The following is a 22,760-nucleotide window of genomic DNA, read 5'->3' as shown; positions in this document are numbered from 1 at the left end:
CAAGAGCCACGGCGCACAAGGGATTGACTGTTCACAATCGACATAAAAAATGTCTACAATTTTTCTTCAGCGCGCGCTTTGCAGCATCGACGGATCGGTCAACGGCAGCAGCCAACGCGGCTGACCCGGTTTCAACCCGCCACGCCGCGAACGGTCGACGACCCAGCCGCGAGCCTCGATCTGCCTTCCCTGCAGCGTCTGCAACCGGGCGTTGTCAAATTGTCCGACGAGATTGGGTGCAACGCGCAGTACAACCGAGTCTTGCAACTCGATCCAGATTCCGCCGCGATTGCGCTGAACCTTGCTCACACGCCCACTGACCACGGCGAAACCCGAAGTGCGGATCTGCTCCGCTTTCAGTACAGGCGACTGGCGCCAGAGGCCTCGACCGGCCTGACGGGCGCTGCGTTCGGCCGCCTGCTGACAGGCAACAAGATCGACATTCGGCGCCACCGCCACCTGAAACCCAAGGCCGTCGGCGAGCATTTGCGCTTCAAGATTGGTGCCGTTGGTGCTGTAGACATGCGCGAGGGTACGACCGTAATGGTCTTTGGCCTGCTTGCCGGGGAGCAGACCGACCCGACCGCCGCTGTCCGCCACCAGTACTTCAAGGCGTTTGCGCGCCGCCACGGCGAAGGGTTCGTCACTGCGGCCCTGCTTGCCCAGCTCCGGCGTGTTGAGACCGATCATCCGCACACTGCGCCCATCGCTCAGGCGTAGCGTGTCGCCATCGACCACGCGCTGGACGCTGACGCTGCTCAGGCCGGCAGGCGTGGGGCAAAATGCCTGGGCAGCGGACAGCCAAATCGCGGACACAAAAAAGGCGCCCACAAGGGACGCCTTTTTCATCAGCCTGGAGAAACCGTCGAAGTTTTCCAGAATGACCAATCTTACTTCTTGGCGCCGAAGGCACCGAAACGGTCGGCGAACTTCTGAACGCGGCCACCGGTGTCCAGAGTCTTCTGCTTACCGGTGTAGAACGGGTGGCACTCGTTGCAAACGTCGATCGCCAGGGCTTTGCCGAAGGTCGAACGGGTTTCGAACTTGTTGCCGCAGCTGCAGGTTACTGCAACTTCTGGGTAATTCGGGTGGATATCAGCTTTCATGATGTCTTCCTCAGCTAGCGTGCCGCCACCCAACACTATTGTTGAATACCGCACGTAATTAGGCCGCGGATTCTACCAGACAATGTCAATCGCGCAAGCTGTCCCTGAGACCGACCGTCTGCTAGGCTCCCGGCCCATTGCGCTGTCCCTGTGGGAGCGAGCCTGCTCGCGAAGACGATCTATCAGCCAGCATATCAGCCGCCTGATACACCGCTTTCGCGAGCAGGCTCGCTCCCACAGGTTATATACGCAGTCCTTTTAATCGCCTGCTGATCGAGATCCCCCGCGTGCCCGACGCCATTCTGCGCCTCGCCCTGCCTTCGCCCCTGCGCCGCCTGTTCGATTATCGGGCCCCGGCCGGGGTGTCGCGTGCCCAGTTGCAGCCGGGCATGCGCCTGCGGGTGCCGTTCGGGCGGCGGGAGATGATCGGGATTCTGGTCGAGATCGCCGATACCAGCGACGTGCCGCTGGAGAAACTCAAGCCGGCGTTGGCCCTGCTCGATACCGAGCCGCCGCTGCCGCCCGCGCTGTTCAAGCTGTGCCTGTGGACATCGCAGTATTACCAGCACAGCCTCGGCGACACCTTGAGCTGGGCACTGCCGGTATTGCTGCGTCAGGGCGAACCGGCCGAAGCCCGTCAGGAGCGTTTCTGGTCGGTCGCGCCGGGCGCCAGCCTTGATGATCCGCGCATCGCCCGCGCGCCACGGCAACGGGAAGCGCTGGCGACGCTGGCGCAGCACCCGCACGGCGTCGCCCATCAGTTGTTGAGCAAACTGATGTTGAGCAAAGACAGCCTCGACCTGCTGCTGGCCAAGGGCCTGGTGCAGGTGGAGATCCGCCGGCACGCCCCCGGCGTGCGCCATGAACACTGGCTGGCGCAACCGGAACTGCCGCTCAATACCGAACAACGCGCCGCTTACGAAGCGATCCGCGCCGGGTTCGACAGTTATCACGCGTTTCTGCTGGCGGGCGTCACCGGCAGCGGCAAGACCGAAGTCTATTTGCAACTGATCCGCGAAACCCTCGAAGCCGGCAAGCAGGCGCTGGTGCTGATCCCGGAGATCAACCTCGGCCCGCAGACCCTGGCGCGTTTCGAGCAGCGCTTCAATGCGCGCATCGCCCTGCTGCATTCGGCGGTCAACGACCGCGAGCGCCTCGACGCCTGGCTCGCTGCCCGCGACGGCGAGGCCGACATTATTATCGGCACTCGCTCGGCGCTGTTCACCCCGATGAAGAACCCGGGGCTGATCATCATCGACGAAGAACACGACGGCTCCTATAAACAGCAGGAAGGCCTGCGCTACCACGCCCGGGATCTGGCACTGGTGCGCGCGCGACAGGAAAACATCCCGATCGTCCTCGGGTCCGCCACGCCTTCACTGGAAAGCCTGCACAACGCCTACACCGGTCGTTATGGCCTGCTGCGTCTCAACGAGCGAGCCGGCGGTGCCAGGCAACCGCGCTTCCTGCGGCTGGACGTGAAAAGCCGTCCGCTGGACAGCGGCATTTCCGGGCCGATGCAACAAGCCATCGGCCAGACCCTCGCGGCCGGCCAGCAGGTGCTGGTGTTTCTCAACCGGCGCGGCTTTGCGCCGACGTTGCTGTGCCACGATTGCGGCTGGATGTCCGAGTGCTCGCGCTGCGATGCGCGAATGACCGTGCACCAGCGCTACGGCGAACTGCGCTGCCACCACTGTGGCAACGTCGAACGCACGCCGCGCCAATGCCCCAAGTGCAACAAGGTCGATCTGCGGCCGGTGGGCGCCGGCACCGAACGCGCCGAGGAGCGCCTGGCGATTCTGTTCCCGGACTACCCGGTGCTGCGCGTCGACCGCGACAGCACTTCGCGCAAAGACGCGATGAATCAACTGTTCGCAACGATTCAGAAGGGTCAGCCGTGCATTCTGGTCGGCACGCAAATGCTGGCCAAGGGGCACCACTTCCCCCGGGTTACGCTGGTGTCGATTCTGGATGCCGACGGCGGACTGTTCTCCGGCGACTTCCGCGCCAGCGAGCGCATGGCGCAGTTGATTGTGCAGGTGGCCGGGCGCGCCGGGCGGGCGGAAGAGCCGGGCAAAGTGATCATCCAGACCCACCTGGCAGACCATCCTTTGTTGGTGCAATTGACTGAGCAGGGCTACTTCGCCTTTGCCGAGCAGGCCTTGAGCGAGCGCCGTGCCGCCGGACTGCCGCCGTTTTCACACTTGGCGCTGTTGCGTGCCGAAGCGCACAAACCGGGGCAGGCCGAAGGTTTTCTCGATGAGGCATGCAGCGCGGCCGAACGCTTGCTGGTCGAGCAGAATCTGAGCGGCATCGAATTGCTCGGGCCGGTGCCGGCGCCGATGGAGCGCCGCGCCGGTCGCTATCGTGCACAGTTGTTGGTGCAGGCGGCAGCCCGAGCCCCGCTGCATCGGTTGCTCGCCAGCTGGTTGCTGGAGCTGGAGCAGATGCCGAGCGGGCGGGCGGTGCGCTGGTCGCTGGATGTCGATCCCGTGGATCTGTATTGATCTGAAAATCGCCTTCGCGAGCAAGCCCGCTCCCACAGGGTATGAGCCAGACAAATGAACGCCGCTGATCCATTGTGGGAGCGGGCTTGCTCGCGAAGAGGCCCGAATTGTCACCACATATCCATAAGCTGCCTGCTAAGGTTGGCAAGCCCGTCTTCGCAACGGATAATGCCCAGTTTTTCCACCCGCGCATCGATGCGCCGCCGCGCTTGCGGTCGAAAGAGAAGACCATGAAAGACACCATTCGCCAGCTGATCCAACAAGCCCTCACCCAACTCGTCAACGAAGGTGTGTTGCCTGAAGGCCTGTCGCCGGCGATTCAGGTGGAGAACGCCCGTGACAAGACCCACGGCGACTTCGCCAGCAACATCGCCATGATGTTGGCCAAGCCTGCGGGCATGAAGCCGCGCGATCTGGCAGAGAAAATCATCGCTGCGCTGCCGGCCGACGAGAACGTCACAAAGGCCGAAATCGCCGGTCCGGGCTTCATCAATTTCTTCCAGAACACTCAGGCGCTGGCCAATCGCCTCGAAGCCGCTTTGGCTGACGAGCGCATTGGCGTGCGCAAGGCTGGTCCTGTACAGCGCACCGTGGTCGATTTGTCGGCACCGAACTTGGCTAAAGAGATGCATGTCGGTCATTTGCGCTCGACCATCATCGGCGACGGCGTGGCGCGCGTACTTGAGTTCCTCGGCGACGAAGTGATCCGCCAGAACCACGTGGGCGACTGGGGCACCCAGTTCGGCATGCTGATGGCAATGCTGGAAGATCATCCAGACATGCTCAAAAGCGCACTGTCGGATCTGGAAGAATTCTACCGCGCCGCGAAAAAACGTTTCGACGAAGATCCAGTGTTTGCCGATCGCGCCAGGAAGCTGGTAGTCGATCTACAAGCAGGAGATGAAGAGTGCATCAAGGCATGGAAGGGCTTTACCCACATTTCCCTTTCTCACTGCCAGGACATCTACGAAAGGCTCAACGTCAAACTGACCATGGCCGACGTGATGGGCGAAAGCGCCTACAACGACGACCTGATCAACGTGGTCAACGACCTGAGAGCGGCGGGCATGCTGGTCGAAAGTAACGGCGCCCAGTGCGTGTTCCTCGACGAGTTCAAGAACGCCGACGGCGACCCGCTGCCGGTGATCATCGTCAAGGCTGACGGCGGCTACCTCTATGCCACCACTGACCTGGCAGCCGTACGCTACCGCAGCGGCAAGCTGAAAGCCGATCGCGCGCTGTACTTCGTCGACCAGCGTCAGGCCCTGCACTTCCAGCAAGTGTTCGCCGTGGCGCGCAAGGCCGGCTTCGTCACCCATCCGATGGAAATGGAGCACATGGGCTTCGGCACCATGAACGGCGCCGACGGCCGTCCCTTCAAAACCCGTGATGGCGGCACCGTGAAACTCGTTGACCTGCTGATCGAAGCAGAGGATCGGGCGTTCAAACTCGTACAAGAAAAGAACCCGGAATTACCGGTCAAAACTCTGCACGAAATCGCGAAAGTCGTCGGTATCGACTCCGTGAAATACGCCGACTTGTCCAAGCATCGCACCAGCGACTACAGCTTCAACTTCGACCTGATGCTGAATTTCGAAGGCAACACCGCGCCATACCTGCTGTACGCCTACACCCGCGCTGCCGGCGTATTCCGCAAACTGGACAAAGACTTCAGCGAGGTCCAGGGCCAAATTGTCCTCGAAGCCGAGCTGGAACAGGAGCTGGGCACCAAACTGGCACAATTCGGTGAAGTGCTGAACGGCGTCGCGGAAAAAGGCACTCCGCATATTCTGTGCACTTACCTCTACGATCTGGCCAGCCTGTTCTCCAGCTTTTATGAGAACTGCCCGATCCTGAAAGCTGAAACACCAGAACAGATGCAAAGCCGTCTGCGTCTGACCGAGTTGACGCGTCGAACCCTTAAACAAGGCCTGGAGCTGCTGGGCCTGAAAGTCCTGGAGCAAATGTAAGTTGGCTGCCAAGAAAAAACCTGCACCCAAGCGTGGCGCCAGCCGTTACCAAGCTCCTGCAAAGCAACCGATCCCGGGCTGGCTGTGGATGGCCATCGGCCTGACGGTCGGTGCGTTCATCGTATTCCTGATGAAACTGGAGCCAGGCAAGGGCAGCGACACTGTCAAGCGCGAGAAAGTCGAGCAGGCGCAGCAGAAAGCGTCGAAGATCGCCGAGGCCAACAAGACTCCGCCGAGCCCGACGCAACCGGTGAAGCCGAAGTACGACTTTTACACCTTGCTGCCGGAATCGGAAGTGATCGTGCCGCCGGATGCCGTGCCGGAGAAAACCCTGCCGACGCCACAAGTGCCGACCACGCCGGTCACCCCGGCGGAAGCGGCGAAGATCGACACCGCGCGGGCGCAGGCTGCGCTGTCAGGTATTACCCCGCCGCCAGCGCCACCGGTGGCGAAAGCGGCGCCGGTGACCAAGTTCTTCCTCCAGGCCGGCTCGTTCCGCAAAGAGGCGGACGCGGACAAGGTGCGGGCGCAGATCATTCTGCTGGGCCAGGCTGTTTCGGTTGAGTCGGGCACGGTGAAGGATGAAACCTGGTACCGCGTATTGGTCGGCCCGTTCAGCAACCGCGAACAGCTGACGACTGCGCAAAAACAACTGGCCGGCAGCGGCTTCAGCAACCTGTTGTTACAACAACGCCAGAGCCGCTGATTCCGTCAGTCGCATCGCGTCATCGTTCATTCGCGAGCAGGCTCGCTCCCACAGGAATCACGCAGTCCCTGTGGGAGCGAGCCTGCTCGCGAAGGCGTCATAACCGGCACAACATATTCCCGGTCTGTCCTCCGCCGTTCGTCCCCCTGCGCCCTCCCCGGTTGAAATCCTATCCAGCACCCCCATATGAATGGGCATAAGGCATTTTCGCCCCGCTGCGTGGAGACTCTTCCCTTGACCACCATCGTTTCAGTCCGCCGCCACGGCAAAGTCGTCATGGGCGGCGACGGCCAGGTTTCTCTCGGCAACACCGTGATGAAAGGCAACGCGAAAAAAGTTCGCCGCCTGTACCACGGCCAGGTCATCGCCGGTTTCGCCGGTGCCACCGCCGACGCCTTCACCCTGTTCGAACGTTTCGAAGGCCAGCTCGAGAAACATCAGGGCCACCTGATCCGCGCCGCTGTCGAACTCGCCAAAGAATGGCGCACCGACCGCTCCCTGAGCCGCCTCGAAGCCATGCTCGCGGTCGCCAACAAGGACGCCTCGCTGATCATCACCGGCAACGGTGACGTGGTCGAACCCGAAGACGGCCTGATCGCCATGGGGTCCGGCGGCGCCTACGCGCAAGCCGCAGCCAGCGCGCTGTTGAAAAAGACCGACCTGTCGGCCCGTGAGATCGTCGAAACTGCCCTCGGTATCGCCGGCGACATCTGTGTATTCACCAACCACACCCAGACCATTGAGGAGCAGGATCTCGCTGAATAAGCCTGACGCGGCCAAAGTGCCACGGCTTGTTTCTGCTTGAGGACCGTCAATTACTATGTCCATGACTCCCCGCGAAATCGTCCACGAACTCAACCGCCATATCATCGGCCAGGACGATGCCAAGCGCGCCGTCGCGATTGCCCTGCGCAACCGCTGGCGCCGCATGCAGCTGCCTGAAGAGCTGCGCGTTGAAGTGACCCCGAAAAACATCCTGATGATCGGCCCGACCGGTGTCGGTAAAACCGAGATCGCCCGTCGCCTGGCGAAACTGGCCAACGCGCCGTTCATCAAGGTCGAAGCGACCAAATTCACCGAAGTCGGCTACGTTGGCCGTGACGTCGAATCGATCATCCGTGATCTGGCCGACGCCGCGATCAAGATGCTCCGCGAGCAGGAAATGACCCGCGTGCGTCACCGTGCCGAAGACGCTGCCGAGGACCGTATCCTCGACGCACTGCTGCCACCGGCGCGCATGGGCTTTAGCAATGAAGAAGCACCGAGCAGCGATTCCAACACCCGTCAGCTGTTCCGCAAGCGCCTGCGCGAAGGGCAGTTGGACGACAAGGAAATCGAGATCGAAGTCGCCGAAGTGGCCGGCATCGAAATCGCCACGCCGCCTGGCATGGAAGAAATGACCAGCCAGCTGCAGAACCTGTTCGCCAACATGGGCAAGGGCAAGAAGAAAGCTCGCAAGCTCAAGGTCAAAGAAGCGCTGAAACTGGTGCGCGACGAAGAGGCCGGGCGTCTGGTCAACGAAGAAGAGTTGAAGGCCAAGGCGCTGGAAGCGGTCGAGCAACACGGCATCGTGTTCATCGACGAAATCGACAAGGTCGCCAAGCGCGGCAATGTCGGCGGCGCCGACGTGTCCCGTGAAGGCGTACAGCGCGACCTGCTGCCGCTGATCGAGGGCTGCACCGTCAACACCAAGCTGGGCATGGTCAAGACCGACCACATCCTGTTCATCGCCTCCGGTGCGTTCCACCTGAGCAAGCCGAGCGATCTGGTGCCGGAGCTGCAGGGCCGTCTGCCGATCCGTGTCGAGCTCAAGGCGCTGAGCCCGGAAGACTTCGAGCGCATCCTCAGCGAGCCGCACGCTTCGCTCACCGAGCAATATTGCGCGCTGCTGAAAACCGAAGGCCTGAACATTCAGTTCCAGCCGGAAGGCATCAAGCGTCTGGCGGAGATCGCCTGGCAGGTCAACGAGAAGACCGAGAACATCGGTGCCCGTCGTCTGCACACATTGCTTGAGCGCCTGCTGGAAGAGGTGTCGTTCAGTGCCGGCGACCTGGCCAGTGCGCATGACGACAAGCCGATCCTGATCGACGCTGCGTACGTCAACAGCCATCTGGGCGAATTGGCGCAGAACGAAGATCTGTCCCGTTATATCCTGTAGGTCACTCTTACAGATGTAATGGAACTGTGGGAGCGAGCCTGCTCGCGAAGACGGCAGTACATTCAACCGTTGCGTTGACTGAACCACCGCATTCGCGAGCAGGCTCGCTCCCACAAGGTTCCGCACAAGACGGAAACCTGCTCATGATCCCCACCGACATCAAACTGCACAAAGCCTCGAAAACCCTGACGCTCAAATACGCGTCCGGCGAGGAGTACACCCTGCCCGCCGAATTCCTGCGCGTGCATTCCCCTTCCGCCGAGGTCCAGGGCCACGGCAAACCGATCCTGCAATTCGGCAAGCTCAATGTCGGCCTCAGCGGCCTGGAACCGGCCGGTCAGTACGCACTGAAACTGACCTTCGACGACGGTCACGACAGCGGCCTGTTCACCTGGGATTATCTCTACGAGCTGGGGCGACGTCATGACGCACTCTGGGCCGATTATCTGGCCGAGCTCAAAGCGGCCGGGAAAACCCGCGATCCGGACGAGTCAATCGTCAAGCTGATGCTCTAGTCCGAGACTCTTGCTCTTTAGAGGGCATTTTCTAAATTCATCTGTTTGAATGCTCTGCTGTGTGGCCGAGGATCGGCCTGCTTGCGAAAAAAATTAAACTCGGGTAACCAATGGAGCTGGCAAGTTCCCTGCAGTGCTCTACGACTGTAAAGCAGCTATGCAGAATTAACGGTCACCCGAGCAGTAGTACCTGGCATTCGCTGTGGAACTGCACAGCAGAAAACGGGTACTCGTCTCAGGACAATGGAGCGTCGTAGATGAGTAACAAGAATAACGATGACCTGAAGTACCAAGCCTCGGAAAACACCCTGGGGCTTAATCCCGTCGTTGGGCTGCGCGGAAAGGATCTGCTGGCCTCTGCTCGAATGGTGCTGACCCAGGCCATCAAACAACCGATCCATAGCGTCAAGCACGTGACCCATTTCGGTCTTGAACTGAAGAATGTGCTGTTCGGCAAATCCGAACTGCAACCGGCCAGCGATGACCGTCGCTTCGCTGATCCGGCGTGGAGTCAGAACCCGCTCTACAAACGTTATCTGCAAACTTACCTGGCGTGGCGCAAGGAGCTCCATTCCTGGATCGACGATAGCAGCCTGTCACCCAAAGACATCGCGCGCGGCCACTTCGTGATCAACCTGATGACCGAAGCCATGGCCCCGACCAACACCGCCGCCAACCCGGCGGCGGTCAAACGCTTCTTCGAGACAGGCGGCAAAAGCCTGCTCGATGGCCTCTCGCATCTGGCCAAGGATCTGGTGCACAACGGCGGCATGCCGAGCCAGGTCAACATGGGCGCGTTCGAGGTCGGCAAGAGCCTTGGCGTGACCGAAGGCGCAGTGGTGTTTCGCAACGACGTGCTGGAGCTGATCCAGTACAAGCCGATCACCGAACAGGTCCATGAGCGGCCACTGCTCGTGGTGCCGCCACAGATCAACAAGTTCTACGTATTCGACCTGAGCCCGGACAAGAGTCTGGCGCGCTTCTGCCTGCGCAATAACGTGCAGACCTTCATCGTCAGCTGGCGCAACCCGACCAAGGCCCAGCGCGAGTGGGGCCTGTCGACCTACATCGATGCGCTGAAGGAAGCAGTCGACGTGGTCACCGCCATCACCGGCAGCAAAGACGTGAACATGCTCGGTGCCTGCTCCGGCGGCATCACCTGCACCGCCCTGCTCGGCCACTATGCCGCCCTCGGCGAAAAGAAGGTCAACGCCCTGACCCTGCTGGTCAGCGTGCTCGATACCACGCTGGACAGCGACGTCGCCCTGTTCGTCGACGAGCAGACCCTCGAGACCGCCAAGCGTCACTCATATCAGGCCGGCGTGCTCGAAGGCAAAGACATGGCCAAGGTCTTCGCGTGGATGCGCCCCAACGACCTGATCTGGAACTACTGGGTCAACAACTACCTGCTCGGTAACGAGCCGCCGGTGTTCGACATCCTGTTCTGGAACAACGACACCACCCGGTTGCCGGCAGCGTTTCACGGCGACCTGATCGAGATGTTCAAAAACAACCCACTGATTCGCCCCAATGCACTGGAAGTGTGCGGCACGCCGATCGACCTCAAACAGGTTACCGCCGACATCTTCTCGCTGGCCGGCACCAACGACCACATCACCCCGTGGAAATCCTGCTACAAGTCGGCGCAGCTGTTTGGCGGCAAGGTCGAGTTCGTGCTGTCGAGCAGCGGGCACATCCAGAGCATCCTGAACCCGCCGGGCAACCCGAAATCGCGCTACATGACCAGCGAAGGCATGGCCGCCAATGCCGACGAATGGCAAGAGAACTCGACCAAGCACACCGATTCCTGGTGGCTGTACTGGCAGGCGTGGCAGGCCGAGCGCTCGGGTAATCTGAAAAAAGCACCAACCAAACTCGGCAACAAGGCGTACGCGCCAGGTGAAGCATCGCCGGGCACATATGTTCACGAGCGGTAACTGACACCACCCTGTCATTGTGGGAGCGAGCCTGCTCGCGAAAGCGGTCATGCAATCAACATTGATGCTGGCTGACACGACGCCTTCGCGAGCAAGCCCGCTCCCACAAGGGATTGGAGGTGATATTGAGATTGACCCACAGGGCCTGAAGCATGCCGCAACCGTTCATTTTCCGTACCGTCGATCTGGATGGGCAGACCCTCCGCACCGCGGTACGCCCCGGCAAGCCTCATTTGACGCCCTTGCTGATTTTCAACGGCATCGGCGCCAACCTGGAGCTGGTGTTTCCGTTTGTCGCGGCGCTGGACCCGGATCTGGAAGTGATCGCCTTCGACGTGCCCGGTGTCGGCGGCTCGTCGACGCCCAACCGGCCTTATCGCTTTCCCGGGCTGGCGAAGCTGACGGCGCGGATGCTCGACTACCTCGACTACGGTCAGGTCAACGTGATCGGCGTGTCCTGGGGCGGTGCGCTGGCGCAGCAATTCGCCCACGACTACCCCGAACGCTGCAAGAAACTGGTGCTGGCGGCGACCGCGGCCGGCGCCTTCATGGTGCCGGGCAAGCCGAAAGTGCTGTGGATGATGGCCAGCCCACGCCGTTACATCCAGCCATCGCACGTGATCCGCATTGCGCCGTTGATCTACGGCGGCTCGTTCCGCCGCGACCCGACGCTGGCCGCCAGCCATGCGGCGAAAGTGCGTTCGGCGGGCAAGCTCGGTTACTACTGGCAGCTGTTCGCCGGCCTCGGCTGGACCAGCATTCACTGGCTGCACAAGATCCATCAGCCGACCCTGGTGCTGGCCGGCGACGACGATCCACTGATCCCGCTGATCAACATGCGCATGCTCGCCTGGCGGATTCCCAACGCCCAACTGCACATCATCGACGACGGTCATCTGTTCCTGATCACCCGCGCCGAAGCCGTGGCGCCGATCATCATGAAATTCCTTGAGGAGGAACGGCAGCGCGCCGTGATGCACCCGCACCCGACCCCGCTGGGCGGATAAATCACGGCGGCAGGCTTTATGCAAGGTTTTGAACAAAGTGCGCGGCAGGACGCCGCGCAGGCAGCAACCCGTAACAGCGACTATGGTGTTCTGGTTCGGTGAGTTTGTTTTTGACCTGAAGACGAAGGAGTGTTGAGTCATGCGCGACAAACCTGCGACGGGCGTAGTGCCCAGTCCCGCCGTGTTCATCAATGCACAAAGTGCAATGACCGGCCTGCGTGGGCGGGACCTGCTCTCGACCTTGCGCAGCGTCGCCGCCCACGGTCTGCGCAACCCGATTCACAGCGCGAAGCACGCCTTGAAACTCGGTGGCCAGCTCGGTCGCGTGCTGCTCGGTGAAACCCTGCACCCGACCAACCCGCAGGACGCGCGGTTCGCCGATCCGGCGTGGAGCCTCAATCCGTTCTACCGGCGCAGTCTGCAGGCGTATCTGGCCTGGCAGAAACAGGCCAAGAGCTGGATCGATGAAAGCAGCATGAGCGAGGACGATCGCGCTCGCGCGCACTTCGCGTTCACCCTGCTCAACGATGCCGTCGCGCCCTCCAATACCTTGCTCAATCCGTTGGCGGTCAAGGAGCTGTTCAATTCCGGCGGCCAGAGTCTGGTGCGCGGCCTGAGCCATCTGTTTGATGATCTGCTGCACAACGATGGCCTGCCACGCCAGGTTACCAAGCAGGCGTTCGAGGTCGGCAAGACCGTCGCCACCACCACCGGTGCGGTGGTGTTTCGCAACGAGCTGCTGGAGCTGATCCAGTACAAGCCGATGAGCGAAAAACAGTACGCCAAGCCGTTGCTGGTGGTGCCGCCGCAAATCAACAAGTACTACATTTTCGACCTCAGCCCGCAGAACAGCTTTGTCCAGTACGCGCTGAAAAACGGCCTGCAGACCTTCATGATCAGTTGGCGCAACCCGGACGTACGCCACCGGGAATGGGGCCTCTCGACCTACGTCGAAGCGGTGGAAGAAGCGATGAACATCTGCCGGGCGATCACCGGCGCGCGCGAGGTCAACCTGATGGGTGCCTGCGCCGGTGGCCTGACCATCGCCGCGCTGCAGGGTCATCTGCAGGCGAAACGGCAACTGCGACGGATCTCCAGTGCGACCTATCTGGTCAGCCTGCTCGACAGTGAGATCGAAACCCCGACCACGCTGTTCGCCGACGAACAGACCATCGAAGCGGCCAAACGCCGCTCCTACCAGCGAGGCGTGCTCGACGGTCGCGACATGGCCAAGGTGTTCGCCTGGATGCGGCCCAACGATTTGATCTGGAGCTACTTCGTCAATAACTACCTGCTCGGCAAAGAGCCGCCGGCCTTCGACATTCTCTACTGGAACAACGATAACACTCGCCTGCCCGCCGCGTTCCACGGCGACCTGCTGGACTTCTTCAAGCACAACCCGCTGACCCACCCGGGCGGGCTGGAAGTCTGCGGTACGCCGATCGATCTGCAGAAAGTCACCGTCGACAGCTTCAGCGTGGCCGGCATGAACGACCACATCACGCCGTGGGACGCGGTGTACCGCTCGACCCTGCTGCTCGGTGGCGAGCGGCGTTTCGTACTGTCCAACAGTGGGCACGTGCAGAGCATCCTCAACCCGCCGAGCAACCCGAAAGCCAATTACGTCGAGAACGGCAAGCTGAGCAGCGATCCGCGCGCCTGGTACTACGACGCCAAGCGCGTCGACGGCAGTTGGTGGCCGCAGTGGCTGGAGTGGATACAGCAGCGCTCCGGCACGCAGCACGAAACCACGTTTACCCTCGGCAACCCGAATTATCCACCGATGGAGGCAGCACCCGGCACCTACGTGCATGTGCGCTGACGCTTAACCGAACTTTTCTAAGAAGACTGGATGAAAACCCGCGACCGGATTCTCGAATGTGCCCTGCAACTGTTCAACGAAAAGGGTGAGCCCAACGTCTCCACCATGGAAGTTGCCAACGAAATGGGGATCAGCCCCGGCAATCTCTACTACCACTTTCACGGCAAGGAGCCGTTGATTCTCGGCCTGTTCGAACGCTTCCAGAACGAACTGGCGCCGCTGCTCGATCCGCCATCGGATGCCGAGCTGGCGCCGGAGGATTACTGGCTGTTTCTGCACCTGATCGTCGAGCGCCTGGCGCAGTACCGGTTTCTGTTCCAGGACCTGTCGAACCTCGCCGGGCGCCTGCCGAAACTGGCCAAGGGCATTCGCAACCTGCTCAACGCGCTCAAGCGTACGCTGGCGTCCTTGCTGGCGCGGTTGAAGGCTTCGGGGCAACTGGTCAGTGACACCCAGGCGTTGGGGCAACTGGTGGAACAGATCACCCTGACCCTGCTGTTCTCGCTGGACTATCAACGGATTCTCGATCGTGAAGGCGAGGTCAAACTGGTGGTGTACCAGATCATGATGCTGGTGGCGCCGCATCTGCTGCCGCCGGTGAAAGTGGCGACGGAGCGGATGGCCCTGCAATACCTCGAAGATCACGAATGAATGGGCTACACATTGTCCTCCCCCAGTGGGAGCGGGCTTGCTCGCGAAAGCGGTGGCTCAGCCAACATCAATGCTGAATGACACACCGCCTTCGCGAGCAAGCCCGCTCCCACAGGAGAATGGCGCTGTTCCAGCGATTCTCTGCACAAACAAAAACGCCCGACCTTCACAGGCCGGGCGTTTTGTTTTGCCCTGAAAAATCAGGACTGACTGGTTGGCGTCGACGGGGTCGATGCAGCAGTCGGGGTGGCTACCGGAGCCGGTGCAGCGGCGGAGTTCGACGCGCTGGCCGGGGTTGCCGGGGTGGCTGGCTTGGCTGCTGCGGGTGCAGCTGGCTTCGGCGCAGCGGCCTTCGGCGCGGCCGGTTTTTTCACTGCCGGTTTTTTCGCCGCAGCCGGTTTGGCCGAAGGTTTGGCAGCCGGTTTCGCGGCAGCGGTTTTCGCTGCTGGCTTGGCGGCTGGCTTGGCCGCGGACTTGGCCGCAGGTTTCGCAGCCGCTTTGGCAGCAACCGGTTTCGCGGCAGCCTTGGCGGCTGTTTTGGCAGCGGCCGTTTTAGCAGCAGGCTTGGCGGCAGCGGTTTTTGCCGCTGGCTTGGCCGCAGCTTTGGCAGCTGGTTTCGCAGCCGCTTTAGCCAGTGGCTTGGCGGCGGTTTTGGCTGCCGGTTTGGCCGCTGCGGTTTTCGCCGCGACCGGTTGGGTTTTCAGACCGGTGAGTTTCTCGATCTGCTTGGTCAGGGTCTCGACCTTGCTGTGCAGCGCTTTGACTTCATTGCGGCTAGGCACACCCAGGCGCGAAATCGCGCTGTTCAGGCGCTTGTCGAAAGCCCCTTCCAGCTCGTCCCACTTGCCCAGTGCGCGATCTTTCACACCGCTGATGCGCGACTTGGCCGAAGAAGCGGAATCCTTGGCGGCATCGACTTTCTTGCCGACTGCCGACTTGGTGAGCTTCTCGGCTTTCTCGCCGTCTTTGACCAGTGACTCGAAGAGCTTGCTGCCGTCAGTGTCGATCTTCGAGTACACGCCTAAACCAGCCAGCCAGATTTTGCGGGAGTAGTCTTCGACTTTCCCAATCCACGAGCTGCCTTCTTTATCGGTGTTCTTTTTACCAGCCATCCCGTTCTCCTTAAGATTTACGCGCGACGCGTTCGAGCAATGCCGTCAGCTCATCGAGCTTAGCAGAGAGTGTCTCAACGTCATGTTTAGACGGAATGCCGATACGATTCAAGGCGCTTGCTACACGGGAGTCGAACGCCTTCTCGACCTTGTCGAGCTGAACTTCGACGCGACCTTTGAACGAGCTGACTTCATCCTTGGCTTCATCGATCTCGGCATTGGCGGCTTCGAGTTTTTCGGTGACGACTCTTTTGCCTTTCTTTTCAACAGTTTGACCAGCCTTGATCAGCTCTTGAAAGTAGTCGCTGCCCTCTTGGCCGACCTTGGTGTAGGCACCCAGGCCTGCCAGCCAGATCTTGCGGGCATAGGATTTGACGTCGCTCAGAGCAGAAGTCGAAGCGTCGATTTTTTTCTTCAGAATGACTTTGGCCATGGTGCACCTCACGCGCAGAAGGTTTGAGGAACTGCCCGCAAAAGTGTCGGGCTCAGGCACAAAGTAGGGAGAAAAATTAGAAACGGCACCCTAACAACTGACATAAACAGCGGGAGCGCCACAGAACAAATGTAGGAGTGAGCCTGCTCGCGAATACGGTGTATCAGTCAATATTCGAGTCGACTGACACACCGCTTTCGCGAGCAGGCTCGCTCCCACAAGGGATCTCGGGTTACCGAAGAATCGCGATCAGACCAGCGCTTTATCCAAAGCCTTCTCGATCTCGGCTTTGATCATGCCGCTCATGGCCGACATCATGATGCCCAGTTCCACGTCGACACGGATCGAGTCGTCGGCCACATGCACCGCGCCTTTCACGCCCGAGCGCTTGAGGTTCAGGGTGTCGCCCGACCACTGCGGCTCCAGGCCATATTGATCGGAGAGTTTCTGCGCCAGCTTGTCGGCCTTCTCGCGGGCGGCTTCCTTGCCCAGGCTGTGGGCACGCTCAACACTGATTTTGGCCATCGAATGACTCCTGCTTGATGAATAGATGACGGTAAATCTTGACCGCGTCTGCGGCAAATCGTCCCGAAGGTCGCCCATCTTACCTTTAGCCATTCCAAGACAAAGCATGGCTTGGGGATTAGAATGTCGCGCATTCTCTTTTGGTGACAGCGATATGACTGATCAGCGCAAAGGCAGCGATGCCGAACCCACCACTCACTTCGGCTTCAAAAACGTTCCGGAAAGCCAGAAAGCGGAAAAAGTCGCTGAGGTGTTCCACTCCGTAGCCGCGAAGTACGACCTGATGAACGACCTTCTGTCGGGCGGCATGCACCGTCTGTGGAAGCGTTTTGCGATCGAACTGTCTGGCGTGCGTGCAGGCAACCGCGTGCTCGACATCGCCGGCGGTACCGGTGATCTGACCAAAAAATTCTCGCACCTGGTTGGCCCGACCGGTCAGGTGGTATTGGCCGACATCAATGAATCGATGCTCAAGGTCGGCCGTGACCGTCTGCTGGATCTGGGTGTGTCGAGCAACGTCGAATTCGTTCAGGCGGACGCGGAAAAACTGCCGTTCCCGGACAACCATTTCGACTGCGTGACCATCGCCTTCGGCCTGCGCAACGTGACGCATAAAGAAGACGCCCTGCGCTCGATGCTGCGCGTGCTCAAGCCCGGCGGCCGCCTGCTGGTGCTGGAGTTCTCCAAGCCGACCAACGCGCTGATGTCGAAAGCCTACGACGCCTACTCGTTCGCCTTCATGCCACTGATGGGCAAGCTGATCACCAACGATTCGGAAAGCTATCGCTACCTGGCCGAATCGATCCGCATGCACCCGAATCAGGAAACCCTGAAGTCGATGATGGTCGACGCCGGTTTCGACCGCGTGACCTATCACAACATGACCGCAGGCATCGTCGCCCTGCACCGCGGCATCAAGCCCTGATGTTGCTCACCGGGCTGCTTGCCAGCGTCGAACTCGGTCTGAACCGGGTGCTGCGTCTCGACAGCACGGCGCTGCCGCGGCTGGCGCATCTGACTGGCAAAGTGATTGCCGTCGATTGCCGCAGCCCGGCGCTGCAACTGTTCATCCTGCCCAGCGATGAGGGCCTGATGCTCGCCTCGCACTGGGAAACCGGTGTCGACTGCACGCTGCGCGCCCCGGCATCGAGCCTGGTGAAACTGGCCGTGAGCAAAGACAAGACCGCGGTGCTGCATGCCCCGGAAGTCGAGCTCGACGGTGACAGCGGCGTGCTGCTGGAACTGGCCGGGGTGCTGCAGGACCTCGAGCTGGACTGGGAGTACGAACTCTCGCGCTGGCTCGGACCGGTCGCCACGCAACTGATTGGCGGTCACCTGCGCAGCCGCGCACGCTGGTATCAACAAGGATTTGCCAGCCTCAACCAGAACCTCGCCGAATACCTCGCCGAAGAATCGCGCACCCTCGTCGGGCAGCGCGAAGCCGAAGCGCGATTCAGCGAACTGGACCGGATCAAACTTGATCTGGAACGTCTCGAGGCGCGTTTCGAGCGCCTTTCCCGATCCCTCGACCCAAGCGATAACGCATGAAGCTGCTTGCCGTCCGCCGTCTGTTGCGCATCCAGCGCGTCGTGATCCGCTACCGCCTCGATGACCTGCTGTTCGAGCTGCCGCTGCCCTGGTTTCTCCTGGCGCTGCGTTACGTGCTGCCGTGGCGCTGGTTGCCGCGCAAGCCGCTGGAGCTGAGCCGTGGTGCGCGTCTGCGCCTGGCGCTGCAGGATCTGGGGCCGATTTTCATCAAGTTCGGGCAGATTCTTTCGACCCGCCGCGACCTGCTGCCGGAAGACATCGCCGATGAGTTGATGCTGCTGCAGGACCGCGTGCCGCCGTTCGATTCGCAGCTGTCGATCAAGCTGATCGAAGAACAGCTGGGCAAGAAGATCAGCGAAGTGTTCAGCCGTTTCGACGTCGAGCCGCTGGCCTCGGCCTCGGTGGCGCAGGTGCACGCCGCGCAACTGAAGACCGGCGAAGAAGTGGTGGTCAAGGTGATCCGCCCGGGCCTGAAACCGGTGATCGCCCAGGATCTGGCATGGCTGTTCATCCTCGCCCGCGCCGCCGAAAAGGTCTCCGCCGACGCCCGCCTGCTGCACCCGGTGGACGTGGTGCAGGACTACGAAAAAACCATCTACGACGAGCTCGACCTGCTGCGCGAGGCGGCCAACGCCAGCCAGTTGAAGCGCAACTTCGAAGGCTCGCCGCTGCTCTATGTGCCGCAAGTCTATTGGGACTGGTGCCGGCCGAAAGTGCTGGTGATGGAGCGCATCTACGGGATTCAGGTGACGGATCTGGCGACCCTCGCCGACCAGCGCACCGACATGAAAATGCTCGCCGAGCGCGGCGTGGAGATCTTTTTCACCCAGGTGTTCCGCGACAGTTTCTTCCACGCCGACATGCACCCGGGCAACATCTTCGTCAGCACCGTCAACCCGTGGAGCCCGCAGTACATCGCGATCGACTGCGGCATCGTCGGCAGCCTGACCCCGGAAGACCAGGACTATCTGGCGCGCAACCTGTTCGCCTTCTTCAAGCGCGACTACCGCCGCGTGGCGCAATTGCACATCGATTCGGGCTGGGTGCCGGCGGAAACCAAACTCAATGAATTCGAAGCGGCGATCCGTACCGTGTGCGAGCCGATCTTCGAAAAACCGTTAAAAGATATTTCATTTGGCCAGGTGCTGATGCGCCTGTTCCAGACCGCACGGCGCTTCAACATGGAAGTCCAGCCGCAGCTGGTGTTGCTGCAGAAGACTCTATTGAACATCGAGGGCCTCGGTCGTCAGCTGTACCCGGATCTGGATCTGTGGAACACCGCGCAGCCCTTCCTCGAGCGCTGGATGCGCGAGCGCGTCAGCCCCAAAGCCTTGCTCGGCAACGTGCAGAGCCAGTTCGAGCAGCTGCCGCACCTGGCCAACATGGCCCGCGACCTGCTCGAACGCATGTCGCAACCGCACGCCTACGACCCGCCACCACCGTGGCACAAACGCAAGGACGACTGGTTTCTGCGCCTGCTCGGTTGCGCGCATCTGGCTGGCGGGACGATCCTCGCCGCCGGCGGCCCGTTGCACGAACTGGGGCATTGGCCGGCGGGCATCATGGTGGCAGTCGGCTTGTATCTGGTCGTTCGCCGATAGCCAGTTTGCTGATCGGCTGGCACACTGTTTCAACGCCTGAACCTGACAATTGAAGTACGGGTTCGCTGTCGGAGTCGAAGATGAAAAACTGGCTGGACGAGATCAAGTGGGACGCAGATGGCCTGGTGCCGGCGATTGCCCAGGATCACAAGACCGGGCGCGTGCTGATGATGGCCTGGATGAACCGCGAAGCGCTGGAACTGACCGCTGCGGAAAACCGTGCAATCTACTGGTCACGTTCCCGTGGCAAGCTGTGGCGCAAGGGCGAAGAGTCCGGCCACGTACAGACCCTGCATGAAATGCGCCTGGACTGTGATGCCGACGTGATCATCCTGATGGTCGAACAGATCGGCGACATCGCTTGCCATACCGGCCGTCAAAGCTGCTTTTACCGCGTCTTCGAAAACGGCGACTGGAAAACGGTCGACCCTGTCTTGAAAGACCCGCACGCAATCTATTCCGCAGGACACAAACATGAGTGACACCCTGACCCGCCTCGCTCAGGTACTCGAAGAGCGCAAAGGCGCAGCGGCCGACAGCTCATATGTAGCTAGTCTGTATCACAAGGGCCTGAACAAGATTCTGGAGAAAGTCGGCGAAGAGTCGGTCGAAACCATTATTGCCGCCAAGGACGCCGCCATCAGCGGTGACTGCAGCGATGTGATCTACGAGACTGCCGACCTGTGGTTCCACAGCATGGTCATGCTCGCCCAACTGGGGCAGCATCCGCAGGCCGTGCTGGATGAACTGGATCGTCGCTTCGGTCTGTCCGGACACGTCGAGAAAGCCTCGCGTCCATCCGCCTGAACAATTTTTAGAGAGGAACAGCAACATGGGCATTTTTGACTGGAAACACTGGATCGTCATTCTGGTAGTCGTGGTGCTGGTGTTCGGCACCAAGAAACTGAAAAACCTCGGCACCGACGTCGGCGAGTCAATCAAGGGCTTCCGTAAAGCCATGAACGATGACGAAAAACCGGCCGCCGATCCGACCGTAACGCCTGCGCAACCGGTACCGCCGGTGCAGCCGCAAGCCACCGCTCAGGCCAACCCGCCGCACACCATCGACGTGCAGGCGCAGAAAGTCGAAGAGCCGATCCGCAAAGACGTGTGAGCACTGACTAATGTTTGGTATCAGCTTCTCTGAACTGCTGCTCGTCGGCCTCGTCGCCCTGCTGGTGCTGGGCCCCGAGCGTCTGCCGGGCGCTGCGCGCACCGCCGGCCTGTGGGTCGGCCGGCTGAAGCGCAGCTTCAACGCGATCAAACAGGAAGTTGAACGTGAAATCGGTGCCGACGAGATCCGTCGGCAACTGCACAACGAGCACATCCTGTCGCTGGAGCAGGAGGCGCGGAAGATTTTCACGCCGGTTCAGCAGGAGCCGAACCCGGTTGAGCATGTCGGCGAGCAGACGATTCATGCGCCAGCCGCGCCAACTGCACCTGCCGTAGCGACAACCGAACCTGTGCCCGTCGCGGCGCCAACGCCGGTTGAACACGTAGCCCCAACCGCCGCGCCGACTACACCAGCGCCTCACGACCCTACATTGCCGCCGCGAGCCCCATGAGCGATCTTCCCGAAAACGACCAGCACATGCCGCTGGTATCGCACCTCACCGAGTTGCGCACCCGCCTGCTGCGTTGTGTGGCGGCGGTGTTCATCATCTTCGCCGGGTTGTTCGCCTTCACCCAGCAGATCTACACCTTCGTCTCGACGCCGCTGCGCCAGTACCTGCCGGTCGGCGCGACGATGATCGCCACGGATGTGTCGTCGCCGTTCCTGACACCGCTGAAGCTGACGATGATGGTCTCGCTATTTCTCGCGATTCCGGTGATCCTGCATCAGATCTGGGGCTTCATCGCGCCGGGCCTGTACAAGCACGAGAAGCGCATCGCCGTGCCGCTGCTGGTGTCGAGCATCCTGCTGTTCTACACCGGCATGGCGTTCGCCTATTACTTCGTGTTCCCGCTGATCTTCAAGTTCTTCGCCGCCGCCACCCCGGCCGGCGTGGAAATGATGACCGACATCACCAGTTACCTCGACTTCGTGATGACGCTGTTCTTTGCCTTTGGTGTCGCGTTCGAAATCCCGGTGGCCGTGGTGCTGCTGGTGTGGATCGGCGTGGTCGACGTCAAATACCTGAAGAAGATCCGCCCGTACGTGATCATCGGCTGCTTCGTGGTCGGCATGATCCTGACCCCGCCGGACATCTTCTCGCAGACCCTGCTGGCGGTACCGATGTGGATGCTGTTTGAAATCGGCATTCTGTTCGGCGGCCTGATCAGCAAGCGCGAACGCCCGGACGAAACACCGGCCGACGATCACAACGACCAGCCGCCAGCGACCCAGGCATGAACCTGCTGTTGCTCGAAGAGGCCGACTTCATCGCGGCCGACCGCGTCGTGCTGCGTGACCGGCGCCTGACCCACATGCAGGAAGTTCACCGCTCGGAAGTCGGTGACAGCCTGCGCGTGGGACGGATCAATGGCTTGATGGGCTCGGCTGAGCTGCTTCGCCTTGAGGCCGGTGAAGCCGAGTTGCGTGTCACCCTCGATCAATCACCACCGGCCAAGCTGCCATTGACGCTGGTATTGGCCCTGCCCCGCCCGAAGATGCTGCGACGGGTGTTCCAGACCGTGGCGACCATGGGCGTGTCGAAGGTGATTCTGGTCAACAGCTACCGGGTCGAGAAGAGTTTCTGGCAGACGCCGTTTCTCGAGCCGGAAGCGATTCGCGAGAACCTGATTCTCGGCCTCGAACAGGCCCGCGATACCGTGCTGCCGGAAGTCATCATCGAGAAGCGCTTCAAACCGTTCGTCGAAGATCGTCTGCCAGCGATCAGCGAAGGCACCCTCGGCCTGGTCGGCCATCCCGGCAATTACCCGCCGTGCCCACGTGCGTTGAGCGAACCGGTGACCCTGGCGATCGGCCCCGAAGGTGGCTGGATTCCCTACGAAATCGACCTGCTGGGCAAATCCGGCCTGCAACCGGTGCAACTGGGCGAACGTATCCTGCGCGTCGAAACCGCCGTCACCGCCCTGCTCGCCCGCCTGTTCTGACATGCCGCTCCCCTGCGGCAGCTCCTACAGAGTGGCGGTGTCGGACAAATCGGGTTACAGATTGCCATCACCCAGCCGATACAGTCCCCATAAGTCCAATTAGTG

Annotated in this window: 24 protein-coding genes; 19 read left to right on the top strand and 5 right to left on the bottom strand. The window is 61.1% G+C overall.

Annotated features, from left to right (window positions below):
- Positions 1-66: 66 nt before the first annotated feature.
- Complete coding sequence (locus H043_RS0107385) at positions 67-849, bottom strand: thermonuclease family protein (RefSeq protein WP_049827819.1); 783 nt, start codon at positions 847-849, stop codon at positions 67-69.
- A gap of 41 nt (positions 850-890) precedes the next feature.
- Positions 891-1,106: a 50S ribosomal protein L31 gene (gene rpmE, locus H043_RS0107380; protein ID WP_007968345.1), complete on the bottom strand. Its 216-nt coding sequence runs from the start codon at positions 1,104-1,106 to the stop codon at positions 891-893.
- 287 nt (positions 1,107-1,393) lie between these two features.
- Between rpmE and H043_RS0107375 the strand changes: the two genes are divergently transcribed.
- The 10 genes from H043_RS0107375 (at position 1,394) to H043_RS0107330 (ending at position 14,379) form a co-directional block, all read left to right on the top strand.
- Positions 1,394-3,613, top strand: a complete 2,220-nt coding sequence (locus H043_RS0107375) for a primosomal protein N' (protein WP_027611308.1) — start codon at positions 1,394-1,396, stop codon at positions 3,611-3,613.
- 230 nt (positions 3,614-3,843) lie between these two features.
- The gene (argS, locus tag H043_RS0107370) at positions 3,844-5,583 is read left to right on the top strand and encodes an arginine--tRNA ligase (RefSeq protein ID WP_027611307.1); all 1,740 of its coding nucleotides are present in this window, start codon (positions 3,844-3,846) and stop codon (positions 5,581-5,583) included.
- Between the two features lies 1 nt (position 5,584).
- Positions 5,585-6,289, top strand: coding sequence for an SPOR domain-containing protein (locus H043_RS0107365; protein ID WP_027611306.1), 705 nt, complete (start codon positions 5,585-5,587; stop codon positions 6,287-6,289).
- Positions 6,290-6,523: 234 nt separating this feature from the next.
- Positions 6,524-7,054 (top strand): ATP-dependent protease subunit HslV, encoded by a 531-nt coding sequence (gene hslV / locus H043_RS0107360; protein WP_007968352.1) that lies wholly within the window; start codon positions 6,524-6,526, stop codon positions 7,052-7,054.
- Between the two features lie 55 nt (positions 7,055-7,109).
- Entirely contained in the window at positions 7,110-8,447 is a 1,338-nt protein-coding gene (gene hslU, locus H043_RS0107355; protein WP_007968354.1) for an ATP-dependent protease ATPase subunit HslU, read from the top strand.
- A 143-nt stretch (positions 8,448-8,590) separates the two neighbouring features.
- Positions 8,591-8,962 (top strand): gamma-butyrobetaine hydroxylase-like domain-containing protein, encoded by a 372-nt coding sequence (locus H043_RS0107350; protein WP_027611305.1) that lies wholly within the window; start codon positions 8,591-8,593, stop codon positions 8,960-8,962.
- 257 nt (positions 8,963-9,219) lie between these two features.
- Positions 9,220-10,899 (top strand): class II poly(R)-hydroxyalkanoic acid synthase, encoded by a 1,680-nt coding sequence (gene phaC, locus H043_RS0107345; RefSeq protein ID WP_027611304.1) that lies wholly within the window; start codon positions 9,220-9,222, stop codon positions 10,897-10,899.
- 152 nt (positions 10,900-11,051) lie between these two features.
- Positions 11,052-11,906: a poly(3-hydroxyalkanoate) depolymerase gene (gene phaZ, locus H043_RS0107340; RefSeq protein ID WP_027611303.1), complete on the top strand. Its 855-nt coding sequence runs from the start codon at positions 11,052-11,054 to the stop codon at positions 11,904-11,906.
- 139 nt (positions 11,907-12,045) lie between these two features.
- A complete protein-coding gene (gene phaC / locus H043_RS0107335) occupies positions 12,046-13,728 on the top strand; it encodes a class II poly(R)-hydroxyalkanoic acid synthase (RefSeq protein ID WP_027611302.1) in 1,683 nt (560 codons plus the stop codon).
- A gap of 30 nt (positions 13,729-13,758) precedes the next feature.
- Positions 13,759-14,379, top strand: coding sequence for a TetR/AcrR family transcriptional regulator (locus tag H043_RS0107330; RefSeq protein WP_027611301.1), 621 nt, complete (start codon positions 13,759-13,761; stop codon positions 14,377-14,379).
- Between the two features lie 200 nt (positions 14,380-14,579).
- Here H043_RS0107330 and H043_RS0107325 read toward each other — a convergent pair whose 3' ends face one another.
- The 3 genes from H043_RS0107325 to H043_RS0107315 form a co-directional block, all read right to left on the bottom strand.
- Positions 14,580-15,491, bottom strand: a complete 912-nt coding sequence (locus tag H043_RS0107325; RefSeq protein WP_027611300.1) for a phasin family protein — start codon at positions 15,489-15,491, stop codon at positions 14,580-14,582.
- A gap of 10 nt (positions 15,492-15,501) precedes the next feature.
- Positions 15,502-15,924, bottom strand: coding sequence for a phasin family protein (locus tag H043_RS0107320; RefSeq protein WP_027611299.1), 423 nt, complete (start codon positions 15,922-15,924; stop codon positions 15,502-15,504).
- 249 nt (positions 15,925-16,173) lie between these two features.
- Positions 16,174-16,449 (bottom strand): polyhydroxyalkanoic acid system family protein, encoded by a 276-nt coding sequence (locus H043_RS0107315; protein ID WP_003220859.1) that lies wholly within the window; start codon positions 16,447-16,449, stop codon positions 16,174-16,176.
- A 154-nt stretch (positions 16,450-16,603) separates the two neighbouring features.
- On the opposite strand from H043_RS0107315, the gene ubiE reads away from it, so the two are divergent.
- From ubiE to H043_RS0107270, 9 genes are all read left to right on the top strand, one after another.
- Positions 16,604-17,374, top strand: coding sequence for a bifunctional demethylmenaquinone methyltransferase/2-methoxy-6-polyprenyl-1,4-benzoquinol methylase UbiE (ubiE, locus tag H043_RS0107310; RefSeq protein ID WP_027611298.1), 771 nt, complete (start codon positions 16,604-16,606; stop codon positions 17,372-17,374).
- Positions 17,374-17,997 carry an SCP2 domain-containing protein gene (locus H043_RS0107305; protein WP_003220855.1) on the top strand — a complete coding sequence of 208 codons (624 nt, stop codon included), beginning with the start codon at positions 17,374-17,376 and terminating at the stop codon, positions 17,995-17,997. The genes ubiE and H043_RS0107305 overlap by 1 nt, the downstream gene beginning before the upstream one ends.
- Positions 17,994-19,598 carry a ubiquinone biosynthesis regulatory protein kinase UbiB gene (gene ubiB / locus H043_RS0107300; RefSeq protein ID WP_027611297.1) on the top strand — a complete coding sequence of 535 codons (1,605 nt, stop codon included), beginning with the start codon at positions 17,994-17,996 and terminating at the stop codon, positions 19,596-19,598. Before H043_RS0107305 ends, ubiB begins: the two co-directional genes overlap by 4 nt.
- An 80-nt stretch (positions 19,599-19,678) precedes the next feature.
- Complete coding sequence (gene hisI / locus H043_RS0107295) at positions 19,679-20,080, top strand: phosphoribosyl-AMP cyclohydrolase (RefSeq protein WP_007909357.1); 402 nt, start codon at positions 19,679-19,681, stop codon at positions 20,078-20,080.
- The gene (locus H043_RS0107290; protein ID WP_003220849.1) at positions 20,073-20,405 is read left to right on the top strand and encodes a phosphoribosyl-ATP diphosphatase; all 333 of its coding nucleotides are present in this window, start codon (positions 20,073-20,075) and stop codon (positions 20,403-20,405) included. Before hisI ends, H043_RS0107290 begins: the two co-directional genes overlap by 8 nt.
- Before the next feature lie 25 nt (positions 20,406-20,430).
- Entirely contained in the window at positions 20,431-20,712 is a 282-nt protein-coding gene (locus H043_RS0107285; protein ID WP_003220847.1) for a twin-arginine translocase TatA/TatE family subunit, read from the top strand.
- Between the two features lie 10 nt (positions 20,713-20,722).
- Entirely contained in the window at positions 20,723-21,163 is a 441-nt protein-coding gene (gene tatB, locus H043_RS29625; protein WP_081730189.1) for a Sec-independent protein translocase protein TatB, read from the top strand.
- Complete coding sequence (tatC, locus tag H043_RS0107275) at positions 21,142-21,951, top strand: twin-arginine translocase subunit TatC (RefSeq protein WP_177325611.1); 810 nt, start codon at positions 21,142-21,144, stop codon at positions 21,949-21,951. The genes tatB and tatC overlap by 22 nt, the downstream gene beginning before the upstream one ends.
- Positions 21,948-22,655 (top strand): 16S rRNA (uracil(1498)-N(3))-methyltransferase, encoded by a 708-nt coding sequence (locus H043_RS0107270; protein WP_027611294.1) that lies wholly within the window; start codon positions 21,948-21,950, stop codon positions 22,653-22,655. The genes tatC and H043_RS0107270 overlap by 4 nt, the downstream gene beginning before the upstream one ends.
- Positions 22,656-22,760 lie beyond the last annotated feature (105 nt).

Source organism: Pseudomonas sp. URIL14HWK12:I6 (genome assembly GCF_000514195.1).
Lineage (GTDB): Bacteria > Pseudomonadota > Gammaproteobacteria > Pseudomonadales > Pseudomonadaceae > Aquipseudomonas > Aquipseudomonas putida_A.
This window is presented reverse-complemented; position numbering and strand designations above follow the sequence as displayed.

Bases quoted from the DNA above. Each gene is read 5' to 3' on its own strand.
- H043_RS0107385 (WP_049827819.1), bottom strand. From the start codon at position 849: ATGAAAAAGGCGTCCCTTGTGGGCGCCTTTTTTGTGTCCGCGATTTGG.
- rpmE (WP_007968345.1), bottom strand. From the start codon at position 1,106: ATGAAAGCTGATATCCACCCGAATTACCCAGAAGTTGCAGTAACCTGC.
- argS (WP_027611307.1), top strand. From the start codon at position 3,844: ATGAAAGACACCATTCGCCAGCTGATCCAACAAGCCCTCACCCAACTC.
- hslU (WP_007968354.1), top strand. From the start codon at position 7,110: ATGTCCATGACTCCCCGCGAAATCGTCCACGAACTCAACCGCCATATC.
- H043_RS0107350 (WP_027611305.1), top strand. From the start codon at position 8,591: ATGATCCCCACCGACATCAAACTGCACAAAGCCTCGAAAACCCTGACG.
- phaC (WP_027611304.1), top strand. From the start codon at position 9,220: ATGAGTAACAAGAATAACGATGACCTGAAGTACCAAGCCTCGGAAAAC.
- phaZ (WP_027611303.1), top strand. From the start codon at position 11,052: ATGCCGCAACCGTTCATTTTCCGTACCGTCGATCTGGATGGGCAGACC.
- phaC (WP_027611302.1), top strand. From the start codon at position 12,046: ATGCGCGACAAACCTGCGACGGGCGTAGTGCCCAGTCCCGCCGTGTTC.
- H043_RS0107330 (WP_027611301.1), top strand. From the start codon at position 13,759: ATGAAAACCCGCGACCGGATTCTCGAATGTGCCCTGCAACTGTTCAAC.
- H043_RS0107325 (WP_027611300.1), bottom strand. From the start codon at position 15,491: ATGGCTGGTAAAAAGAACACCGATAAAGAAGGCAGCTCGTGGATTGGG.
- H043_RS0107320 (WP_027611299.1), bottom strand. From the start codon at position 15,924: ATGGCCAAAGTCATTCTGAAGAAAAAAATCGACGCTTCGACTTCTGCT.
- H043_RS0107315 (WP_003220859.1), bottom strand. From the start codon at position 16,449: ATGGCCAAAATCAGTGTTGAGCGTGCCCACAGCCTGGGCAAGGAAGCC.
- ubiE (WP_027611298.1), top strand. From the start codon at position 16,604: ATGACTGATCAGCGCAAAGGCAGCGATGCCGAACCCACCACTCACTTC.
- H043_RS0107305 (WP_003220855.1), top strand. From the start codon at position 17,374: ATGTTGCTCACCGGGCTGCTTGCCAGCGTCGAACTCGGTCTGAACCGG.
- ubiB (WP_027611297.1), top strand. From the start codon at position 17,994: ATGAAGCTGCTTGCCGTCCGCCGTCTGTTGCGCATCCAGCGCGTCGTG.
- hisI (WP_007909357.1), top strand. From the start codon at position 19,679: ATGAAAAACTGGCTGGACGAGATCAAGTGGGACGCAGATGGCCTGGTG.
- H043_RS0107290 (WP_003220849.1), top strand. From the start codon at position 20,073: ATGAGTGACACCCTGACCCGCCTCGCTCAGGTACTCGAAGAGCGCAAA.
- H043_RS0107285 (WP_003220847.1), top strand. From the start codon at position 20,431: ATGGGCATTTTTGACTGGAAACACTGGATCGTCATTCTGGTAGTCGTG.
- tatB (WP_081730189.1), top strand. From the start codon at position 20,723: ATGTTTGGTATCAGCTTCTCTGAACTGCTGCTCGTCGGCCTCGTCGCC.
- H043_RS0107270 (WP_027611294.1), top strand. From the start codon at position 21,948: ATGAACCTGCTGTTGCTCGAAGAGGCCGACTTCATCGCGGCCGACCGC.